This is a genomic window from Achromobacter denitrificans NBRC 15125, from assembly GCF_001571365.1.
Classification (GTDB): domain Bacteria; phylum Pseudomonadota; class Gammaproteobacteria; order Burkholderiales; family Burkholderiaceae_B; genus Achromobacter; species Achromobacter denitrificans.
Map to the genome: position 1 here is coordinate 50,067 of NZ_BCTQ01000016.1, position 15,271 is coordinate 65,337.

Genomic DNA, 15,271 nt, shown 5'->3' on the forward strand with positions numbered 1-15,271 from the left:
CGGCCGCCGCCTGGCAAAGCGCCGCGTCCGCGTGGCGCTTTTTTTTTCGCCTGGCGGTGGCGTCAGCCCAGCACCAGCGACCGGTGCGCGCACACGCCGGCCATCACGCCCGAGGCGCTGGCGAGCGTCGCGTTGCTCATGGGGATGGCTGCGTCGCCCGCCGCGAACACGCCTTCCACGCTGGTCTGCTTGAGCGCGTCCACGCGGATCACGGGGCCCAGCGGCCCGTCGTCGAAGGCGCAGCCCAGCTGCATCGCCAGCGGGCTGGCCATGTGCGTGCGGCTGGCGACGAAGAGCGCGTGGATCGCCTTGCGGCGGCCGTCGGCCAGCTGCACCGCGTCCAGCGCGGGCGCCGCGCCCAGCAGTTCCACCACGGGCGCGCGTTCGATGCGCACGCCGCGCCGGGCCAGCAGCGCCGCCTGTTCCGCGTCGGGCTCGAACTCGCCCTGCGTGAAATAGGTGGTCGGGCCCCAGTCCGGCAGCAGCGCCGCCTGGTGCGCCGACAGCGGGTGCGCGGCCAGCACGCCCAGCGGCCGGCCGGCGTTCTCGTAGCCGTGGCAATAGGGGCAATGCAGGACGGTGAGGCCCCAGCGTTCCCGCAGGCCGGCCAGGGCGGGCAGCTCGTCGCGCAGGCCGGTCGCCAGGATCAGGCGCAGCCCCAGCGCCTCCCGGCCGTCGGCCAGGGCCACGCGGAACGGGCCGCCGGCGCGCACGGCCTCGGCGCTTGCGGCTTCCCCATCCAGGAAGGCCACTGTGGGATAGCGGGCGAGCTGGTGGCGCGCCTGCGCCACGATCTCGCTGGGCGGCTTGCCGTCCTGGCCCAGGAAGCCGTGGGCATGCGCGGCATAGCGGTTGCGGGGCAGGCCCGCGTCGATCAGCAGCACGCGCCGCCGGGCGCGGGCCAGTTGGAGGGCGGCGGACAGGCCGGCAAAGCTGCCGCCGACGATGATGGCGTCGTAGGTCATATAGGGATTCCGGTGGGCGACTATCAAGATACTTAAGAAGTTGCATGATAGGGCGAAAAACGAGCATCACGCAACTTTTAAAGTATCGTTTGACCATCCCCGGGGGCGGGACTAACCTGATTCCTTCGTACACCGAGCGGCGGGCGCCACGCGCGCGCCGCACAGGAGGCGACATGCAGCAAGGTTCGGACCTTCAAGGACGCGTCGCGCTGGTGACCGGCGCGTCGTCGGGCATCGGGCGGGCGACCGCCATCGCGCTGGCGCAGGCCGGCGCGCGCGTGGTGGTCAATCACCGCGGGGGCGGCGACTCGCAGGCGCGCGCGGCCGCCGTGGTGGAAGACATCCAGGCCCTGGGCGGGCAGGGCGTGGCGGCGGCGGCCGACATCAGCCGAGAAGCCGAGGTGGACCACCTGTTCGCGCAGGCGCTGCGGCATTTCGGGCGGCTCGACATCCTCGTCAACAACGCCGGCATCGAGCATCCCTCGCCGATCGCCGACATGACGCTGGCCGACTGGCGGCGGGTCATCGACGTGAATCTCACCGGCCATTTCCTGTGCGCCCGCGCCGCGGCCCGGGCATTCGAGACGCAGCCGGCGGACCCGGCGCGGCAGGGGCTGGCGCAGGGGAACATCCTGTTCATCAGCTCCGTCCACGAAGTCATTCCCTGGGCGTTCCAGGTGAACTACGCGGCCTCCAAGGGCGGGATCTCGCTGCTCATGAAATCGCTGGCGCAGGAGTTGGCGCCGGCCAGGATCCGCGTGAATTCGATCGCGCCCGGCGCCATCCGCACCGCCATCAACCGGCCCGCCTGGGAGACCCCGGAAAACCTGGCCAATCTGCTCAAGCTGATTCCCTATGGCCGCATCGGCGAGCCCGAGGACGTGGCGCGAGCGGCCGTCTGGCTGGCCGGCGACGCGTCCGACTACGTCACCGGCACGACCCTGTTCGTGGACGGCGGGATGACGCTGTATCCCGAATTCCGCGGCGCGGGCTAGGCATGTCCAAGCCCCTGGAGGACTACGGCCTCATCGGCAATATGCTCTCCGCCGCGCTGGTCGCCCGCGACGGCTCGATCGATTGGCTCTGCCTGCCGCATTTCGATTCGCCGGCCTGCTTCGCGGCGCTGCTGGGCGACGAGCGCCACGGGCGCTGGCTCATCGCGCCGCGCGGCAAGGGCGTCACCGTGTCGCGGCGCTACGTGCCCGATACGGCGGTGCTGGAAACCCGCTACGAAACCGCCACCGGCGCGGTCACGCTGTGCGACTTCATGCCGCTGAGCGACGACGACGAGCGCGTCGACGTGGTGCGCATCGTGCGCGGCGAGTCCGGGCACGTGCAGATGGACATGGAGCTGGTGCTGCGCTTTAACTACGGCCAGGCCGTGCCCTGGGTGCGGCGGCGCGATTACGGTCTGAGCGCCATCGCGGGGCCGGACGCGGTGGAGCTGCACACCCCCGTCGAATTGGAAGGGCACGACCTGAAGACGACGGCGCGCTTCAACGTGCACAAGGGGCGCGTGGTGCCGTTCACGCTGTCGTACCACCGCTCCCACCGCACCCCGCATTTCGTGCCCGACCGCGTCGAAAGCATGGACCGCACGGTGTCCTGGTGGCAGGAATGGTCCAAGCGCTGCCACTGGGAAGGGCCGCCGAACGAGCGGCGCGACGCGGTGCTGCGTTCTCTGATCACGCTCAAGCTGCTGACCTTCCAGCCCACGGGCGGGATCATCGCCGCGCCCACGACCTCGCTGCCCGAGGCCCTGGGCGGCAACCGCAACTGGGACTACCGCCATTGCTGGCTGCGCGATTCGGCGCTGACGCTCTATGCGCTGCTCAACGCCGGCTACCGCGAAGAGGCCGAGGCCTGGCGGCAGTGGCTGCTGCGGGCCGTGGCGGGCCATCCGGACCAGTTGCAGATCATGTACGGCATCGCCGGCGGGCGCTGGCTGCCGGAGCTCGACATTCCCTGGTTGCCCGGCTACGAGGGCAGCCTGCCGGTGCGCAGCGGCAATGGGGCGTCGGGCCAGAGCCAGCTCGACGTCTACGGCGAACTCATCGAAACGCTGTACGCCGCGCGCGTGGCGGACCTGGCGCCGCTGGCCGAGGCCTGGCGCCTGCAGAAGGTGCTGCTGGAACCGCTGGCGGATCGCTGGACGCAGCTGGACCACGGCATCTGGGAAGTGCGCGGCGAGCGTCGCGCCTTTACGCATTCGCGCTTGATGTGCTGGGTGGCCTTCGACCGCGCGGTGAAGGGCTGCGAGCGCTTCGGCCTGAAGGGCCCGGTCGAGGCGTGGCGCCGCCTGCGGGAACAGATCCGGGCCGACATCTGCGACCACGGCTACGACCCCGCGCAGGGCTGCTTCGTGCAGAGTTACGGCTCGGCGGCCCTGGACGCCAGCCTGCTGCTGATCCCTCAGGTCGGCTTCCTGCCGGCCGACGATCCGCGCGTGGCGGGCACGGTGCGCGCGATCGAACGCGGGCTGTTGCGCGACGGATTGCTGCGGCGTTACTCCACCGACCGCACCGACGACGGCCTGGAAGGCGAGGAGGGCGTGTTCCTCGCCTGCAGTTTCTGGCTGGCCGACGCCTACGTGCTGCTCGGCAGACTGGACGACGCCGAGCGCCTGTTCGGGCGGCTGCTGTCGCTGCGCAACGACCTGGGCCTGTTGTCGGAGGAGTATGACGTGATCCGCGGGCGCCTGGTCGGCAACTTCCCGCAGGGCTTTTCGCATATCGGCCTGGTGAACACGGCCTACAACCTGAGCCGGGCGGTCGGCCCGGCGCGGCAGCGCGCCCGCCAGGATGCCCCGCGCGCCTAGCGGCCCGCCGCGGTGTATTCTCGCAGTCATGCGGGGCCCCTGAGACGGGCCCCGTTTGCGCGGACGAAGCCAGGCAGCGACCCCGCTCGCCGGCCGCGGCGCCCAGGAGAGACAAGCATGCTTTTGACGGAAGAACAGCAGAGCATCCAGGAGATGGCGCGCCGGTTCGCGCAGGAACGCCTGGCGCCCAATGCCGAACGCTGGGACCGGGAACATCACTATCCCGCCGACGCCATCGCCGAAATGGCCCAGCTCGGCTTTTTCGGCATGCTGGTGCCGGAAGAATGGGACGGCAACGACAGCGGCTACGTGTCCTACGCCGTCGCGCTGGAGGAAATCGCGGCGGGCAACGGCGCCTGCTCCACCATCATGAGCGTGCACAACTCGGTGGCCTGCATGCCCATCCTGAAATTCGGCACTGATGCGCAGAAGGAACGGTTCCTGCGGCCGCTGGCCCGCGGCGAGCACATCGGGGCGTTCGCGCTGACCGAGCCGCAGGCCGGGTCGGACGCCAGCAGCCTGCATGCGCGCGCGCGCCGCGACGGCGACGGCTACGTGCTCAACGGCGCCAAGCAATTCATTACCTCCGGCCGCAATGGCCAGACCGTGATCGTGTTCGCGGTGACCGACCCCGAGGCCGGCAAGCGCGGCATCTCCGCCTTCATCGTGCCCACCGATACCCCCGGCTACAAGGTGCTGCGGGTGGAGGACAAGCTGGGCCAGCATGCGTCCGACACCTGCCAGATCGCCTTCGAGGACCTGCGCATCCCGGCCGAGTACCGGCTGGGCGAAGAGGGCGAGGGCTACAAGATCGCCTTGTCCAACCTGGAAGGCGGCCGCATCGGCATCGCCTCGCAATCCGTGGGCATGGCGCGCGCCGCCTTCGAATGCGCGCGCGACTACGCGCGCGACCGGCAGGCTTTCGGCAAGCCCATCATGGAACACCAGGCCGTGTCGTTCCGGCTGGCCGACATGGCCACGCAGATCCACGCGGCGCGCCAGATGGTGCTGCATGCCGCGGCCTTGCGCGCCGCGGGCCGCCCGGCCCTGACCGAGGCGTCGATGGCCAAGCTGTTCGCCTCCGAGATGGCCGAGCGGGTGTGTTCCGCGGCCATCCAGACCCTGGGCGGCTACGGCTATCTGAAGGACTTCCCGGTGGAGCGGATCTACCGCGACGTGCGCGTGTGCCAGATCTACGAAGGCACCAGCGACATCCAGCGCCTGGTCATCGCCCGGAACCTGTAGGGCCTGGCTTGGCCCGGCTCAGCGCCGCGCCGCCGCCCGCCGGCCGCGGCGGGCCCACAGGGCATAGATGAGAAGGTTGCCGGCCACCAGCAGCACCGCCAGGATGATCTGCGTCTCGCGCGTGATGGCTTCGGGATAGATCAGCGGCACCAGGTAGTGCTCGATGAAGCCGACGTCGTAGCCCTGGTCGCCCGCCCGTTGCCGCAGCGACACTTCCAGCGGGGTCAGCGGACAGATCCAGCCCATGCCGATCACCAGCGCGCCCCAGGCGAGCGCGGGCAGATGCAGGTAGGCGATCCAGCGCTTCCAGAGGGCGAGCAGGCCGCCGAACACCACGAAAGCCACGAACAGGCCGTGGACGGCCAGCACCAGGTCGGCCAGCAGGCGATAGTCCATTGCCGCGTCCGCGCCTCAGGTTTTCAGGTCGCGCAGCAGCTTGGTCAGCTCGGGGGCGGTCATCAGCGACACGCCCTGCGCGCGGGCGTATTGCAGCGCCTTGTCCGACACGTCGCCCAGGGCGATGTAGATGGCCTCGCGCGCGCCGCGCCGCTCGCGCTCCGCCTGCAGTTCCCGCAGCGGCTCGACGCCGACGCGGGCGGCCTTCCAGCGCTTGGCGCTGACGATGGCCACGTGGCCGTCCTTGCTGAGCGCGAAGTCGGCGCCAGCGACCTGCAGGCGTTCCACCTCGCAGCCATCGCGGCGGAAGCCGGCCTCGACGGTGCGGGCGAAATCCGTCCACGACATACCGGCCGCCGCCGCGGCCACGGCCTGCACCCGCGTGTCCGAGGGTGCGCGCAACTGTTTGTAGGCCGCCATGATGGCGATGACCGCGAAGGGCACCGCCGCGAAGACGCCCATCGCGGCGTACTCCAGGGGCAGGGCGGCGAAGCCGCCCGCGGACAGCAGCACGGCCACCCCCGCGCTCATCCACCACGGCGAGCGCAGCAGGACGGCGAAGATGGAGTTCTGGGACATCTTGAATTTCATGGCGGCTCGCGGCGTGGCGGGAACGGGGGAGGAAGGGATCAGGCCGGGTCGTCGGCGGCTTCGGCGGCGCGCACGACGATGCGAGCGTCGCCGCAGGTCACGATCTGGCCGGCGCGGATCTTCGCCGTCTTGCGGGTTTCCACGACCCCGCCCACGCTCACGTGGCCTTCGGCCACGAGCATTTTGCCCGCGCCGCCGCTATCGCACACGCCGGTGGCCTTGAGCAATTGGTTGACTTCTATATAGGGGCTGCCTTCGGCAAGCGTGAATTCGATGATGGGCATGTCGCGCGTGATGGGAGTGTGAAGGGGGCGGGGGCTCAGGCCTGGCCGCCGGTGCCGCCGGCCGCGCCGGGCGCGTCGTTCGGCGGTTCCGGCATGGCGGGAGCGGCCGGACGGTTGTTGTTCTCGGCGCGCGCCATCCAGGCGATCAGGGACGAGCGCATCGCTTCCTCGACCGACATCTCGATCGGCTGCACCCATTCCTGCGGCACGAAGACGGTATAGCCCCCGATCATGTAGCCCATGGGCAGGTAGACGGCCACGCGGCCGTCCTGCGAGAAGCCCTCGGGCAGCCCGTCCATGTTGCGCCGCGTGACCAGGCCGACCAGCTCCAGCTGCTGGCCCGGGATGCGCAGGATCACCACCTGCTGCGCCGTGTTCTTGGAGCTGGGCGAGAAATAGTCCGCGAAGCTCTTCAACGACGAATAGATGCTCTTGACCACCGGCAGGTTGGTGAACGGCATTTCCAACAGCGTCAGCACGCGCTGCACCCGTTCCTTGGACACCAGGTAGCCGATCGCGAGAATGCCCAGGATGCCCAGCGCCAGCCCCATGCCCGGCACATAGAATCCGCCGATGAAGGGGCGCAGGAAGGTCAGCGCCACGGCCTCGGTCCAGGCCAGGAAGATATAGAGCAGGTAGATGGTCAGCGCCAGCGGCAGAACGGTAATCAGTCCGCGGAAGAAGTACTTATAGAGACGGTGCATAGGCAAAAGGCAAAGAAAATTGGGGTCGGGTGCGCGGCGGCGCAGGCCGGGGGGTCGCCAGCATAGCAGCCGGCGGGGCACTATCCGGTAACAAACCGCAGGGAAAGCATGCCGCAGGGGCGGCCAGGGGAGGAACAGGCCCTAACGGTCCACGGGCAGGTACAGCGTCTCCTTGATCTCCTCCATGACCACGTAGCTGCGCGATTCGGCGGAGGCCGGGAGACGCTTGAGGATTTCGCCCAGGAGGCGGCGGTACTCGTTCATTTCGGTCAGGCGCGCCTTGACCAGGTAATCGAAGTCGCCCGACACCAGGTGGCATTCCATGACCTCGGGCACGTACAGCAGTTCCTTCTTGACCTTGTCGAACACGTCCCCGGACTTGGCCGACAGCTTGATTTCCAGGAAAACCAGCAGGTTCTTGCCCAGCGCGGACGGGTTGACGCGCGCATGGTAACCCGTGATGACGCCATCGCGCTCCATGCGCTTGACGCGGTCCGAACAGGGGGTGGCCGACAGGTTCACCCGGTCGGCCAATTCGGTCACCGAAATCCGCCCTTCGCGCTGCAGGATATCCAGGATTTTCAGGTCGATACGATCTAGGTCGCGCATTTCACTTTTGGCGATCGGAAAACAGGAGGGGGGCGAGAAAAACCACTGCCAAAGGAATTTTTTCAGTGTCTTTCACTGCGAGGAGGCTCATAGACTACCGAAATTCCTGCACAAAACCAAACACTGGAAAGAATCATGCATGTGATCGTCCTCGGCAGCGGCGTCATCGGCACCACGACCGCCTACTACCTGGCCCGCCAGGGCGCGAAAGTGACGGTGCTGGACCGCCAGCCCGCGGCCGCGCTGGAGACCAGCTACGCCAACGCCGGCCAGGTCTCGCCGGGCTATTCCACCCCCTGGGCCGCGCCCGGCATTCCGCTGAAGGCCATCAAGTGGCTGTTCCAGAAACATGCGCCGCTGGCGATCCGCCTGGACGGCAGCCTGTACCAACTGAAGTGGATGGCCGCCATGCTGGCCAACTGCTCGGCCGACCGCTATTCGGTGAACAAGGAGCGCATGCTGCGCCTGTCCGAATACAGCCGCGACTGCCTGCGCGAACTGCGCGCGTCCACCGGCATCCATTATGAAGAGCGCGCGCGCGGCACCTTGCAGCTGTTCCGCACCGAGGCCCAGCTCGTAGCGGCGCGCCGCGACATTGCCGTGCTGGAAGAAGTGGGCGTGCCCTACGAACTGCTGGACCGCAACCGCCTCGTGACCGCCGAGCCCGCGCTGGCGCGCTCGGTCGGCAAGCTGTCCGGCGGCCTGCGCCTGCCCAACGACGAAACCGGCGACTGCCAGTTGTTCACCACCCGGCTGGCCGAAATGGCCGCGGGCCTGGGCGTGGAATTCCGCTACGGCCAATCCGTTGCCGGGCTGAGCACCGCGGGCGGCCAGGTCACGGGCGTGCGCGTCGGCAACGAGGTCCTGACCGCCGACCGCTACGTGGCCGCCTTCGGCAGCTACACCCGCGGCTTCCTGGAACCGCTGGGCCTGGATTTGCCGGTGTACCCGGTCAAGGGCTACTCCCTCACCATCCCCATGACGGACGAGTCCGCCGCGCCGGTCTCCACCATCCTGGACGAAACCTACAAGATCGCCGTCACGCGTTTCGACAAGCGCATCCGCGTGGGCGGCATGGCCGAACTGTCGGGCTTCGACCTGCGCCTGAAGGACGCCCGCCGCAAGACCCTGGAGCTGGTCGTCAACGACCTGTTCCCGGGCAGCGGCGACGTGGCCCGCGCCGAATTCTGGACCGGCCTGCGCCCCATGACGCCGGACAGCACGCCCATCGTCGGCCCGACCCGCTACGGCAACCTGTTCCTGAACACCGGCCACGGCACGCTGGGCTGGACCATGGCCTGCGGCTCCGGCAAGCTCGTCGCCGACCTGGTCATGGGCCAGCGCCCGGCGATCCGCGCCGACGGCCTGGACCTGTCCCGCTACGACCGCAAATCCTCCGCCAGCCGTCCGCTCGTCCTCGACAGCAAGGGCGCCTGACGGCGCGAGGCGCCTCGTCCCATTGCCTCGGGAGGGTTCGAGGCAAAAAACGCCCCCCGCTGGGGGGCGGCAAGCACGCGTAGCATGCGCGGCGTGGGGGTCCAATACAGGCATCTCTTTTGCCTACAATGGCGCATGACCCATTTCCTGCATACCGCCGACTGGCAAATCGGCCGTCAATACGGCCAGTTCGAAACCGATGACGCGGCCATGCTGGCCGAGGCGCGCTTCGATGTCGTGGCGCGTATCGCCGCCCTGGCGGTCGAACGCCGCGTCGATGCCGTGCTGGTGGCCGGCGACGTCTTCGACACGCAGGGCGTGTCGGACCGCACGATCCGCCGGCTGTTCGCGGCCATGGCGGCCTATACCGGGCCGTGGGTGATGATCGCCGGCAACCACGATGCCGCGCTCGCGGACAGCGTCTGGAGCCGCGCGGCGCAGCTGGGTTGCATCCCGTCCAACGTGCACGTGCCCGTGGGCACGGGCGTGGTCGACCTGCCGGCCATCCGGCTCGCGGTCCTGGCCGCGCCGCTCACGCAACGCCATACCTACGACGACGTGACCCAGGCCTTCGACGCGCTGGAGACCGAGCCCGGCCGCATCCGCGTGGGCCTGGCGCACGGCAGCGTGGCGGGGCGCCTGCCGGACAATATCGACGCCACCAATCCCATCGCGCCGGACCGCGCGGCGCGCGCGCGCCTGGACTATCTGGCGCTGGGCGATTGGCACGGCTGCCTGTCGATCGACGAGCGCACCTGGTATGCCGGCACGCCGGAGCAGGACCGCTTCCGCGGCAACGAGCCGGGCTACGTGCTGGACGTGCGCATCGAGGCGCCCGGCGCGGCGCCGGCGGTGGAGCGGCTGACCACGGGCAAGTACCGCTGGTCGGCCTGGTCGGAAACGCTGAGCCTGCCCAGCGACGCGCAGGCCCTGGCCGAGCGCATGGCCGCCTTGCGCGCCGAGGACGTGTTGCGGCTGGACGTGCAGGGGCACGTCAACATGGAAACCTGGGAGGCGCTGCAACAGGCCGTGGACCGGGCCGCCGCGCAGGTGCGCGCGCTGCTGCCGGATCTCTCCGGGCTGAAACTGGAACCGGACGAAGCCGACCTGGCCGAGTTGCGCGTCAGCGGCTACGTGGGCGAGGTGGCGGCGGAGCTGCAGGCCTTGCAGTCGGACGCCGCGCAGGCGGCGGTCGCGGGCGAGGCCTTGCGCCTGCTGCTGCGGTTCCAGCGCGAAAGCGTCACCCCGGGAGGCGCGAAATGAAGCTCGCGCGCATCGCCCTGGAAGAATTCCGCAAGTTCCGCCAGCCGCTGGTGCTGGACGGCCTGCAAGACGGCCTGAACCTGTTCGTGGGGCCGAACGAAGCCGGCAAGAGCACGGTGGCCATGGCCATCCGCTCGGCCTTCCTGGAACGCTACAGCACCAGCAAGGTGGCCGACCTGGCGCCGCGCGGCGAATCCGGCGCGCGTCCCAGCGTGGAGCTGGCCTTCACCCATGCCGGCCACAGCTATGTGCTGAAGAAGCAGTTCCTGTCGCGCGCGCGCTGCGAACTGCTGGTCGATGACGGCGCGAAGCGGCTGGACGGCGAAGAGGCCGAGAACGCGCTGGCCGCGCTGCTAGGATTCGAACTGGCCGCGCGCGGGCAGAGCAAGCCCGACCTCGCCGGCATCCCCGGCCTGCTGTGGATCCAGCAGGGCGAGGGCCAGAACCTCCAGGAGGCGGCCGGGTACGCCGGCACGCACCTGCGCGATGCCTTGACGCAGCTGTCGGGCGAGCTCGCCTCGGGCGACGGCGACCGCCTGTACGAGCGCGTGGCGGCCGAGCGCGGCGCGCTGCTGGATGCGCGCAACGGCCGGCCCAAGGGCGCGTACAAGGAAGCCGAGGACGCGCTGGCGAGCGCGCTGGCGGAACGCGACGAAAGCGCGCAGGCCATGGCCCAGTTGAACGCCGATGTCGACCGCCTGGCGGAACTGCGCCGCGCGCACGAGCGGGCCCAGGCGACCGAGCCGTGGAAGGATTTCGAGGCCAAGGCGGCCGAGGCGCGCGCCAGGCTGGCCGCCGTGGCCAAGGAGCGCGAAGCGTTCGAAGGCCTGCGCCGCGAACAGGCGCAGGCGGCCCAGACGCTGGCCTTGCTGCAAGACCAGGTGCGCCGGGACCAGCAGGACGAGGCCGATCTCCAGGCGCTGGCGGGGGAGGCCCGCGCCGCCCGCGCCCGCGCCGAGGCCTCGCGCGAGCCGTTGGCGCGCGCGCAGCGGCAGCGCCAGGCCCATTCCGACGCGGTGGACGCCGCGCGACTGCGCGTCGCGTCGGTGCAGGCCGTGGCCGACCGGCGCGACCTGGAACGCCAGCTGGCCCAGCTCGATCCCGAGATCGAGCGCCTCGACCACGCGTTGAAGGAAACCACCGCGCTCATCGAACAAGGTTCAGCGCTCAAGGCGGAAAGCGTGCGCATCGAAATCGCCGACGCCGACATCGACGCCTTGCGCAAGGCCGAGCGCGAGCTGGCCGCCTTGCTGCTGCAGCAGCAGGCCATCGCCACGCGCCTGTCCTACCGGCTGGAACCGGGCAGCGACGCCCGCCTGGACGGCCGGCCGCTCAGCGGCGCCGACGAAGTGCTGCTCACCGCCGCGGCCGAACTGGACCTGCCCGGCGTGGGCAGCTTCCGCATCGAGCCGGGCGGCAAGGACCTGCCCGTGTTGAAGCGCGAGGTCTCCGAGGCCCAGGCGGCCTGCGCCGCGCTGCTCAAGCGCGCGGGCGTGGACACGCTGGCCGAGGCCGAGCAGCGCCATGCGCGCTACAGCGCGCTGTTGCGCGAGCTGGACGGCATGCGCAAGACCCTGGGCATCCATGCGCCCAAGGGCGTGGACGCCTTGCGCACCCAGCGCGACGAGGCGCTGGCGCGCCGTGCCCAATTGGAGGAACGCCTGTCCAAGCTGCCGGCCGCCGACGCGGCGGGCGGCGACGACCTGCCGGCGGCGGCGCAGGCGCTGCGCGAGGCCGAGGCCGTGGCGGCCCAGGCCGAGAAGGCGCTGGCGGCCGCGCAACGGGCGCTGGACGCCGAGGGCGCCCGCGCCCAGCTGCTGGAAGGGCAGGCGGCGGCCCGCGGCGCCGACCTGCAATCGCCCGAACGCGCCGCGCAGCGCCAGTCCCGCGCGAGCCGGCTCGCCGAGGCGCGCAGCGGCCACGACGAACTCGAACGCCGCGCGCGCGAGGCGCAGGCGGCGCTGGCCGGCCACCAGCCCGAGCTGGTCGAGCAGGACGTCCAGCGCTACGAAAAATCCGCCGCCATCGAGCGCGACGCGCAGCACAAGCGCCACGGCGAAATCCTGCAACTGCAAGGCAAGCTGGACCAGGCGGGCGCGCAGGGCCTGGGCGAACGCCTGTCGGAAGCCGCCGCGGCGTGCGAGCGCCTGGAACGACGGCGCGACGAACTGGCCGGCCGCGCCGCGGCCCTGGACCTGTTGCTGAAGCTGCTCACGGACCAGCGCGCCGCTGCCACGCAGCGGTTGCAGGCGCCGCTGGCGCGCCGCCTGAATCACTACCTGGCGCTGCTGTTTCCCGAGGCCGACCTGCGCCTGGACGAGTCGCTGCTGCCCGCGGCGCTGCGCCGCGGCGGCGGCGAAGACATGCTGGCCGCGCTCAGCTTCGGCACGCGCGAACAGCTCGGCATCCTGGCGCGCTTCGCCTATGCCGACCTGCTGCGCGAAGCCGGGCGGCCGACGCTGCTGCTGCTCGACGACGCCCTGGTCCATACCGACGATGCGCGGCGCGATTTCATGAAGCGCGCGCTGTTCGACGCCGCGACCCGGCATCAGATCCTGATGTTCACCTGCCACGGCGAAGCATGGCGGGACATGGGCGTGGAGCAGCGGCGGATCGCTTGACGGCAGGGCGCGCGGACGGGTAGGCTACGCCCATGCCTGATTCCACGCGCCTCGCCGATCCCGCTTCCGCTGCCCGCGCAGCCGGCAGCCGCGCGCGCCTGGCATTCCGGCATTCCGCGGTTTCTCCCGGTTTTTCTCCTGTCGTCTCCACGGTGGTATCGCCGCCCGTCTCGCCGCCCAGCGGCGTGGTGGCGGGCGCATGCCCGCCTTGCGCGGTCGTCGTCGGCTGACGCCGTCCGCTCGCGACTCCAACCCCTCCCCAAGCCCGTTCGCCTGACGCCCTGACGCGATGCGTCCGTCTTGCGCCTGCTTGCGCCTGCGCGCGGCCCTGTGCCGCGCCGGGGCCGGGGTGGAGTCTGTCATGACTTCGACAGGTAGAAACCTTATGTCTTTCGATCGATCCACGTGGACTTCCTACGGGTCCACCACCTTGTTCGTGCTGCTGTGGAGCGGCGGCGCGATCTTCGCCAAATGGGGGCTGTTCCACGCCTCCGCCTTCGGCTTCCTGCTGCTGCGTTTCATCCTGGCCCTGGCCGCGCTGCTGCTGATCTGCGCGCACAGGCGGCGCTGGCTGCCCGAGCCGGGCACGCGCGTCACCGTGGCGGCGACCGGCCTGCTGCTGATCGGCGGGTATTCCATCTGCTATCTGCTCGCGCTGGATCACGGCATTACGCCGGGCGTGCTGGCCACGCTGCTGGGCGCGCAGCCCATCCTGACCCTGGCCCTGGTGGAACGGCGCTATTCGCCCGCCCGCGTGGCCGGGCTGTGCCTGGCGCTTTGCGGCCTGGCGATGGTGATGGTCCAGAGTATCGCCATGGCGCGCTTTTCGGTGACGGGCATGGCCTGCGCCTTCGGCGCGCTGGCCTGCATGACGGCGGGCGCGATCCTGCAGAAACGCGCCAACCAGGCGCCGATGGACGTGATGCCCCTGCAGTACGCGGTCAGCCTCGCGCTGTGCCTGCTGTTCGTGCCGTTCCAGCCCATCCGCGTGGAGTGGGTGGCGGGCTTCGTCCTGCCGCTGCTGTGGATGGGGCTGGTGATCTCGGTGGGCGCGACCCTGCTGTTCTACCGCATGATCCAGGCCGGCAACCTGGTGAACGTCACCAGCCTGTTCTACCTGGTGCCCGCCGGCACCGCCGTGCTGGACTACCTGGTCCTGGGCAACCGCCTGTCCGCATTGAGCCTGGCCGGGATGGCGGCGATCCTGCTGGGCCTGATGCTGGTGCTGCGGCGTCAGGCGAGGGCGGCAGCCGGGGCCTAGCTCCGCGATCCGGCCTTCTGGGCGGCCGACGCGCGGCCGGCCTGGAGGCTGGGGGCCGCGGCTTCGTCGCGCCAGCCGTTCCAGGATTCTCCGGAGCCCTCCGGCACGTCCTCGTGCTCCTGGCCGTCCCAGTGCCCGCTGACCAATTGCTCCGGCCGCGTTTGCGCCACGACCCGGGCGCAGGCCGACCAGGCGTCCAGGCGCACGCTCAGGCCGGCGTAGATCCCGTGTCCGGCGCCGGCTTCGATGAGGCCCGCGGCCTGCACCCCTTCGCCGGCCCGGATCGCGCCTTCGGCGCGGATGTCCTCGCCCGCGATCAGGCCCCAGCCGGAGGCCAAGTGATCGCCGCAGACGATGGAGCCGCCGGCCTGGATGCCGCAGGCCGCGTCGATTTCCTTCTCGGCGCGCACGTCGCCGCCGGCCTTGATGCCCTGGCCGCATTTGATCGCGCCTTGCGTTTGAACGTCCTGCCCGGCATGGAGGTGGCCGGTCACGGCCAGGTCCTGGCCGGCGCAGATGTCCCATTTGGCGCGCACGTTGCCGACGCAGTCCAGGCGGGTGGCGGTCTCGATGCCCCAGTCCGCCGAAATGTCGCCGCCGGCGCGCAGGTTGCCGCCGCTGGCGATGTTGGCGCCCGCCGTGATGTTCTCGCCGGCCATGATGGTTTCTCCGGCGCGGATTCCGCCGCCGGTCACGATGCTGCGGCCGGCGCGCACGACGGAGTCCACGTTGATGCCCATGCGCACTTCCAGGGTGCCGGCGAAGACGATCGCGTTGGCGTCGACGGCGTCCAGCTTGAGCACGGCGTCGGTCGGGCCGAACTGGTCCAGCAGCCAGCAGGCGTCGCTGACGCGCCCGTCGGCGACCAAGGCGTCAAGCACGGCCTGGTAGTCCCCCTGTCCGTTGTGGTCGCGGAGGAACCATTTGTAGCCGCCCGCGCAGGGGTTCTTGGCTTTGACGAATTTCTTGGTGAGTTGCATGGCGCTTGGAAAAGGTCGGTGCGTGGCCTGGCCGCAGGCCCTCCAGGGCATGCGGAAAACGTAACGAATGAGGCGAGGCGGGACGCCCGGCCACGCG

Annotated in this window: 15 protein-coding genes; 8 read left to right on the plus strand and 7 right to left on the minus strand. The window is 70.2% G+C overall.

Going from position 1 to position 15,271, the window contains the following annotated elements:
- Positions 1 to 62: 62 nt before the first annotated feature.
- Entirely contained in the window at positions 63 to 965 is a 903-nt protein-coding gene (locus ADE01S_RS15005; RefSeq protein ID WP_062682512.1) for an NAD(P)/FAD-dependent oxidoreductase, read from the minus strand.
- Positions 966 to 1,138: 173 nt separating this feature from the next.
- Between ADE01S_RS15005 and ADE01S_RS15010 the strand changes: the two genes are divergently transcribed.
- The 3 genes from ADE01S_RS15010 to ADE01S_RS15020 all read left to right on the plus strand — a co-directional run bounded on the left by ADE01S_RS15010 (position 1,139) and on the right by ADE01S_RS15020 (position 5,028).
- Positions 1,139 to 1,960, plus strand: coding sequence for a glucose 1-dehydrogenase (locus ADE01S_RS15010; RefSeq protein ID WP_062682514.1), 822 nt, complete (start codon positions 1,139 to 1,141; stop codon positions 1,958 to 1,960).
- A 2-nt stretch (positions 1,961 to 1,962) separates the two neighbouring features.
- Positions 1,963 to 3,783 (plus strand): glycoside hydrolase family 15 protein, encoded by a 1,821-nt coding sequence (locus tag ADE01S_RS15015; protein ID WP_062682515.1) that lies wholly within the window; start codon positions 1,963 to 1,965, stop codon positions 3,781 to 3,783.
- 117 nt (positions 3,784 to 3,900) lie between these two features.
- Positions 3,901 to 5,028 (plus strand): acyl-CoA dehydrogenase family protein, encoded by a 1,128-nt coding sequence (locus ADE01S_RS15020; RefSeq protein ID WP_062682517.1) that lies wholly within the window; start codon positions 3,901 to 3,903, stop codon positions 5,026 to 5,028.
- A gap of 18 nt (positions 5,029 to 5,046) precedes the next feature.
- Here the strand turns inward: ADE01S_RS15020 and ADE01S_RS15025 are convergent, their stop codons facing one another.
- From ADE01S_RS15025 to ADE01S_RS15045, 5 genes are all read right to left on the minus strand, one after another.
- Positions 5,047 to 5,424, minus strand: a complete 378-nt coding sequence (locus ADE01S_RS15025; protein WP_062682518.1) for a DUF2784 domain-containing protein — start codon at positions 5,422 to 5,424, stop codon at positions 5,047 to 5,049.
- A gap of 15 nt (positions 5,425 to 5,439) precedes the next feature.
- Entirely contained in the window at positions 5,440 to 6,015 is a 576-nt protein-coding gene (locus ADE01S_RS15030) for a restriction endonuclease (RefSeq protein WP_062682521.1), read from the minus strand.
- A 38-nt stretch (positions 6,016 to 6,053) separates the two neighbouring features.
- A complete protein-coding gene (locus tag ADE01S_RS15035) occupies positions 6,054 to 6,299 on the minus strand; it encodes an RNA-binding S4 domain-containing protein (RefSeq protein WP_062682524.1) in 246 nt (81 codons plus the stop codon).
- Between the two features lie 35 nt (positions 6,300 to 6,334).
- Positions 6,335 to 7,003, minus strand: coding sequence for a DUF502 domain-containing protein (locus ADE01S_RS15040; protein ID WP_062682525.1), 669 nt, complete (start codon positions 7,001 to 7,003; stop codon positions 6,335 to 6,337).
- Between the two features lie 141 nt (positions 7,004 to 7,144).
- Entirely contained in the window at positions 7,145 to 7,612 is a 468-nt protein-coding gene (locus tag ADE01S_RS15045) for an Lrp/AsnC ligand binding domain-containing protein (RefSeq protein ID WP_062682527.1), read from the minus strand.
- Positions 7,613 to 7,747: 135 nt separating this feature from the next.
- On the opposite strand from ADE01S_RS15045, the gene ADE01S_RS15050 reads away from it, so the two are divergent.
- The 5 genes from ADE01S_RS15050 to ADE01S_RS15065 all read left to right on the plus strand — a co-directional run bounded on the left by ADE01S_RS15050 (position 7,748) and on the right by ADE01S_RS15065 (position 14,194).
- The gene (locus ADE01S_RS15050; protein WP_062682528.1) at positions 7,748 to 9,049 is read left to right on the plus strand and encodes a D-amino acid dehydrogenase; all 1,302 of its coding nucleotides are present in this window, start codon (positions 7,748 to 7,750) and stop codon (positions 9,047 to 9,049) included.
- A 135-nt stretch (positions 9,050 to 9,184) separates the two neighbouring features.
- Positions 9,185 to 10,312, plus strand: a complete 1,128-nt coding sequence (locus ADE01S_RS15055) for a metallophosphoesterase family protein (protein ID WP_062682530.1) — start codon at positions 9,185 to 9,187, stop codon at positions 10,310 to 10,312.
- Positions 10,309 to 12,933: an AAA family ATPase gene (locus ADE01S_RS15060; RefSeq protein ID WP_062682532.1), complete on the plus strand. Its 2,625-nt coding sequence runs from the start codon at positions 10,309 to 10,311 to the stop codon at positions 12,931 to 12,933. Before ADE01S_RS15055 ends, ADE01S_RS15060 begins: the two co-directional genes overlap by 4 nt.
- 32 nt (positions 12,934 to 12,965) lie before the next feature.
- Entirely contained in the window at positions 12,966 to 13,163 is a 198-nt protein-coding gene (locus ADE01S_RS31585; protein ID WP_131828745.1) for a hypothetical protein, read from the plus strand.
- Positions 13,164 to 13,318: 155 nt separating this feature from the next.
- Positions 13,319 to 14,194 (plus strand): DMT family transporter, encoded by an 876-nt coding sequence (locus ADE01S_RS15065; protein WP_062682534.1) that lies wholly within the window; start codon positions 13,319 to 13,321, stop codon positions 14,192 to 14,194.
- Here the strand turns inward: ADE01S_RS15065 and ADE01S_RS15070 are convergent.
- Positions 14,191 to 15,174: a hypothetical protein gene (locus ADE01S_RS15070; RefSeq protein ID WP_062682535.1), complete on the minus strand. Its 984-nt coding sequence runs from the start codon at positions 15,172 to 15,174 to the stop codon at positions 14,191 to 14,193. The two genes, ADE01S_RS15065 and ADE01S_RS15070, sit on opposite strands and share 4 nt — an antisense overlap.
- Positions 15,175 to 15,271 lie beyond the last annotated feature (97 nt).

Bases quoted from the DNA above. Each gene is read 5' to 3' on its own strand.
- ADE01S_RS15070 (WP_062682535.1), bottom strand. From the start codon at position 15,174: ATGCAACTCACCAAGAAATTCGTCAAAGCCAAGAACCCCTGCGCGGGC.
- ADE01S_RS31585 (WP_131828745.1), top strand. From the start codon at position 12,966: ATGCCTGATTCCACGCGCCTCGCCGATCCCGCTTCCGCTGCCCGCGCA.
- ADE01S_RS15045 (WP_062682527.1), bottom strand. From the start codon at position 7,612: ATGCGCGACCTAGATCGTATCGACCTGAAAATCCTGGATATCCTGCAG.
- ADE01S_RS15005 (WP_062682512.1), bottom strand. From the start codon at position 965: ATGACCTACGACGCCATCATCGTCGGCGGCAGCTTTGCCGGCCTGTCC.
- ADE01S_RS15010 (WP_062682514.1), top strand. From the start codon at position 1,139: ATGCAGCAAGGTTCGGACCTTCAAGGACGCGTCGCGCTGGTGACCGGC.
- ADE01S_RS15015 (WP_062682515.1), top strand. From the start codon at position 1,963: ATGTCCAAGCCCCTGGAGGACTACGGCCTCATCGGCAATATGCTCTCC.
- ADE01S_RS15025 (WP_062682518.1), bottom strand. From the start codon at position 5,424: ATGGACTATCGCCTGCTGGCCGACCTGGTGCTGGCCGTCCACGGCCTG.
- ADE01S_RS15050 (WP_062682528.1), top strand. From the start codon at position 7,748: ATGCATGTGATCGTCCTCGGCAGCGGCGTCATCGGCACCACGACCGCC.
- ADE01S_RS15035 (WP_062682524.1), bottom strand. From the start codon at position 6,299: ATGCCCATCATCGAATTCACGCTTGCCGAAGGCAGCCCCTATATAGAA.
- ADE01S_RS15060 (WP_062682532.1), top strand. From the start codon at position 10,309: ATGAAGCTCGCGCGCATCGCCCTGGAAGAATTCCGCAAGTTCCGCCAG.
- ADE01S_RS15055 (WP_062682530.1), top strand. From the start codon at position 9,185: ATGACCCATTTCCTGCATACCGCCGACTGGCAAATCGGCCGTCAATAC.
- ADE01S_RS15040 (WP_062682525.1), bottom strand. From the start codon at position 7,003: ATGCACCGTCTCTATAAGTACTTCTTCCGCGGACTGATTACCGTTCTG.
- ADE01S_RS15065 (WP_062682534.1), top strand. From the start codon at position 13,319: ATGTCTTTCGATCGATCCACGTGGACTTCCTACGGGTCCACCACCTTG.
- ADE01S_RS15020 (WP_062682517.1), top strand. From the start codon at position 3,901: ATGCTTTTGACGGAAGAACAGCAGAGCATCCAGGAGATGGCGCGCCGG.
- ADE01S_RS15030 (WP_062682521.1), bottom strand. From the start codon at position 6,015: ATGAAATTCAAGATGTCCCAGAACTCCATCTTCGCCGTCCTGCTGCGC.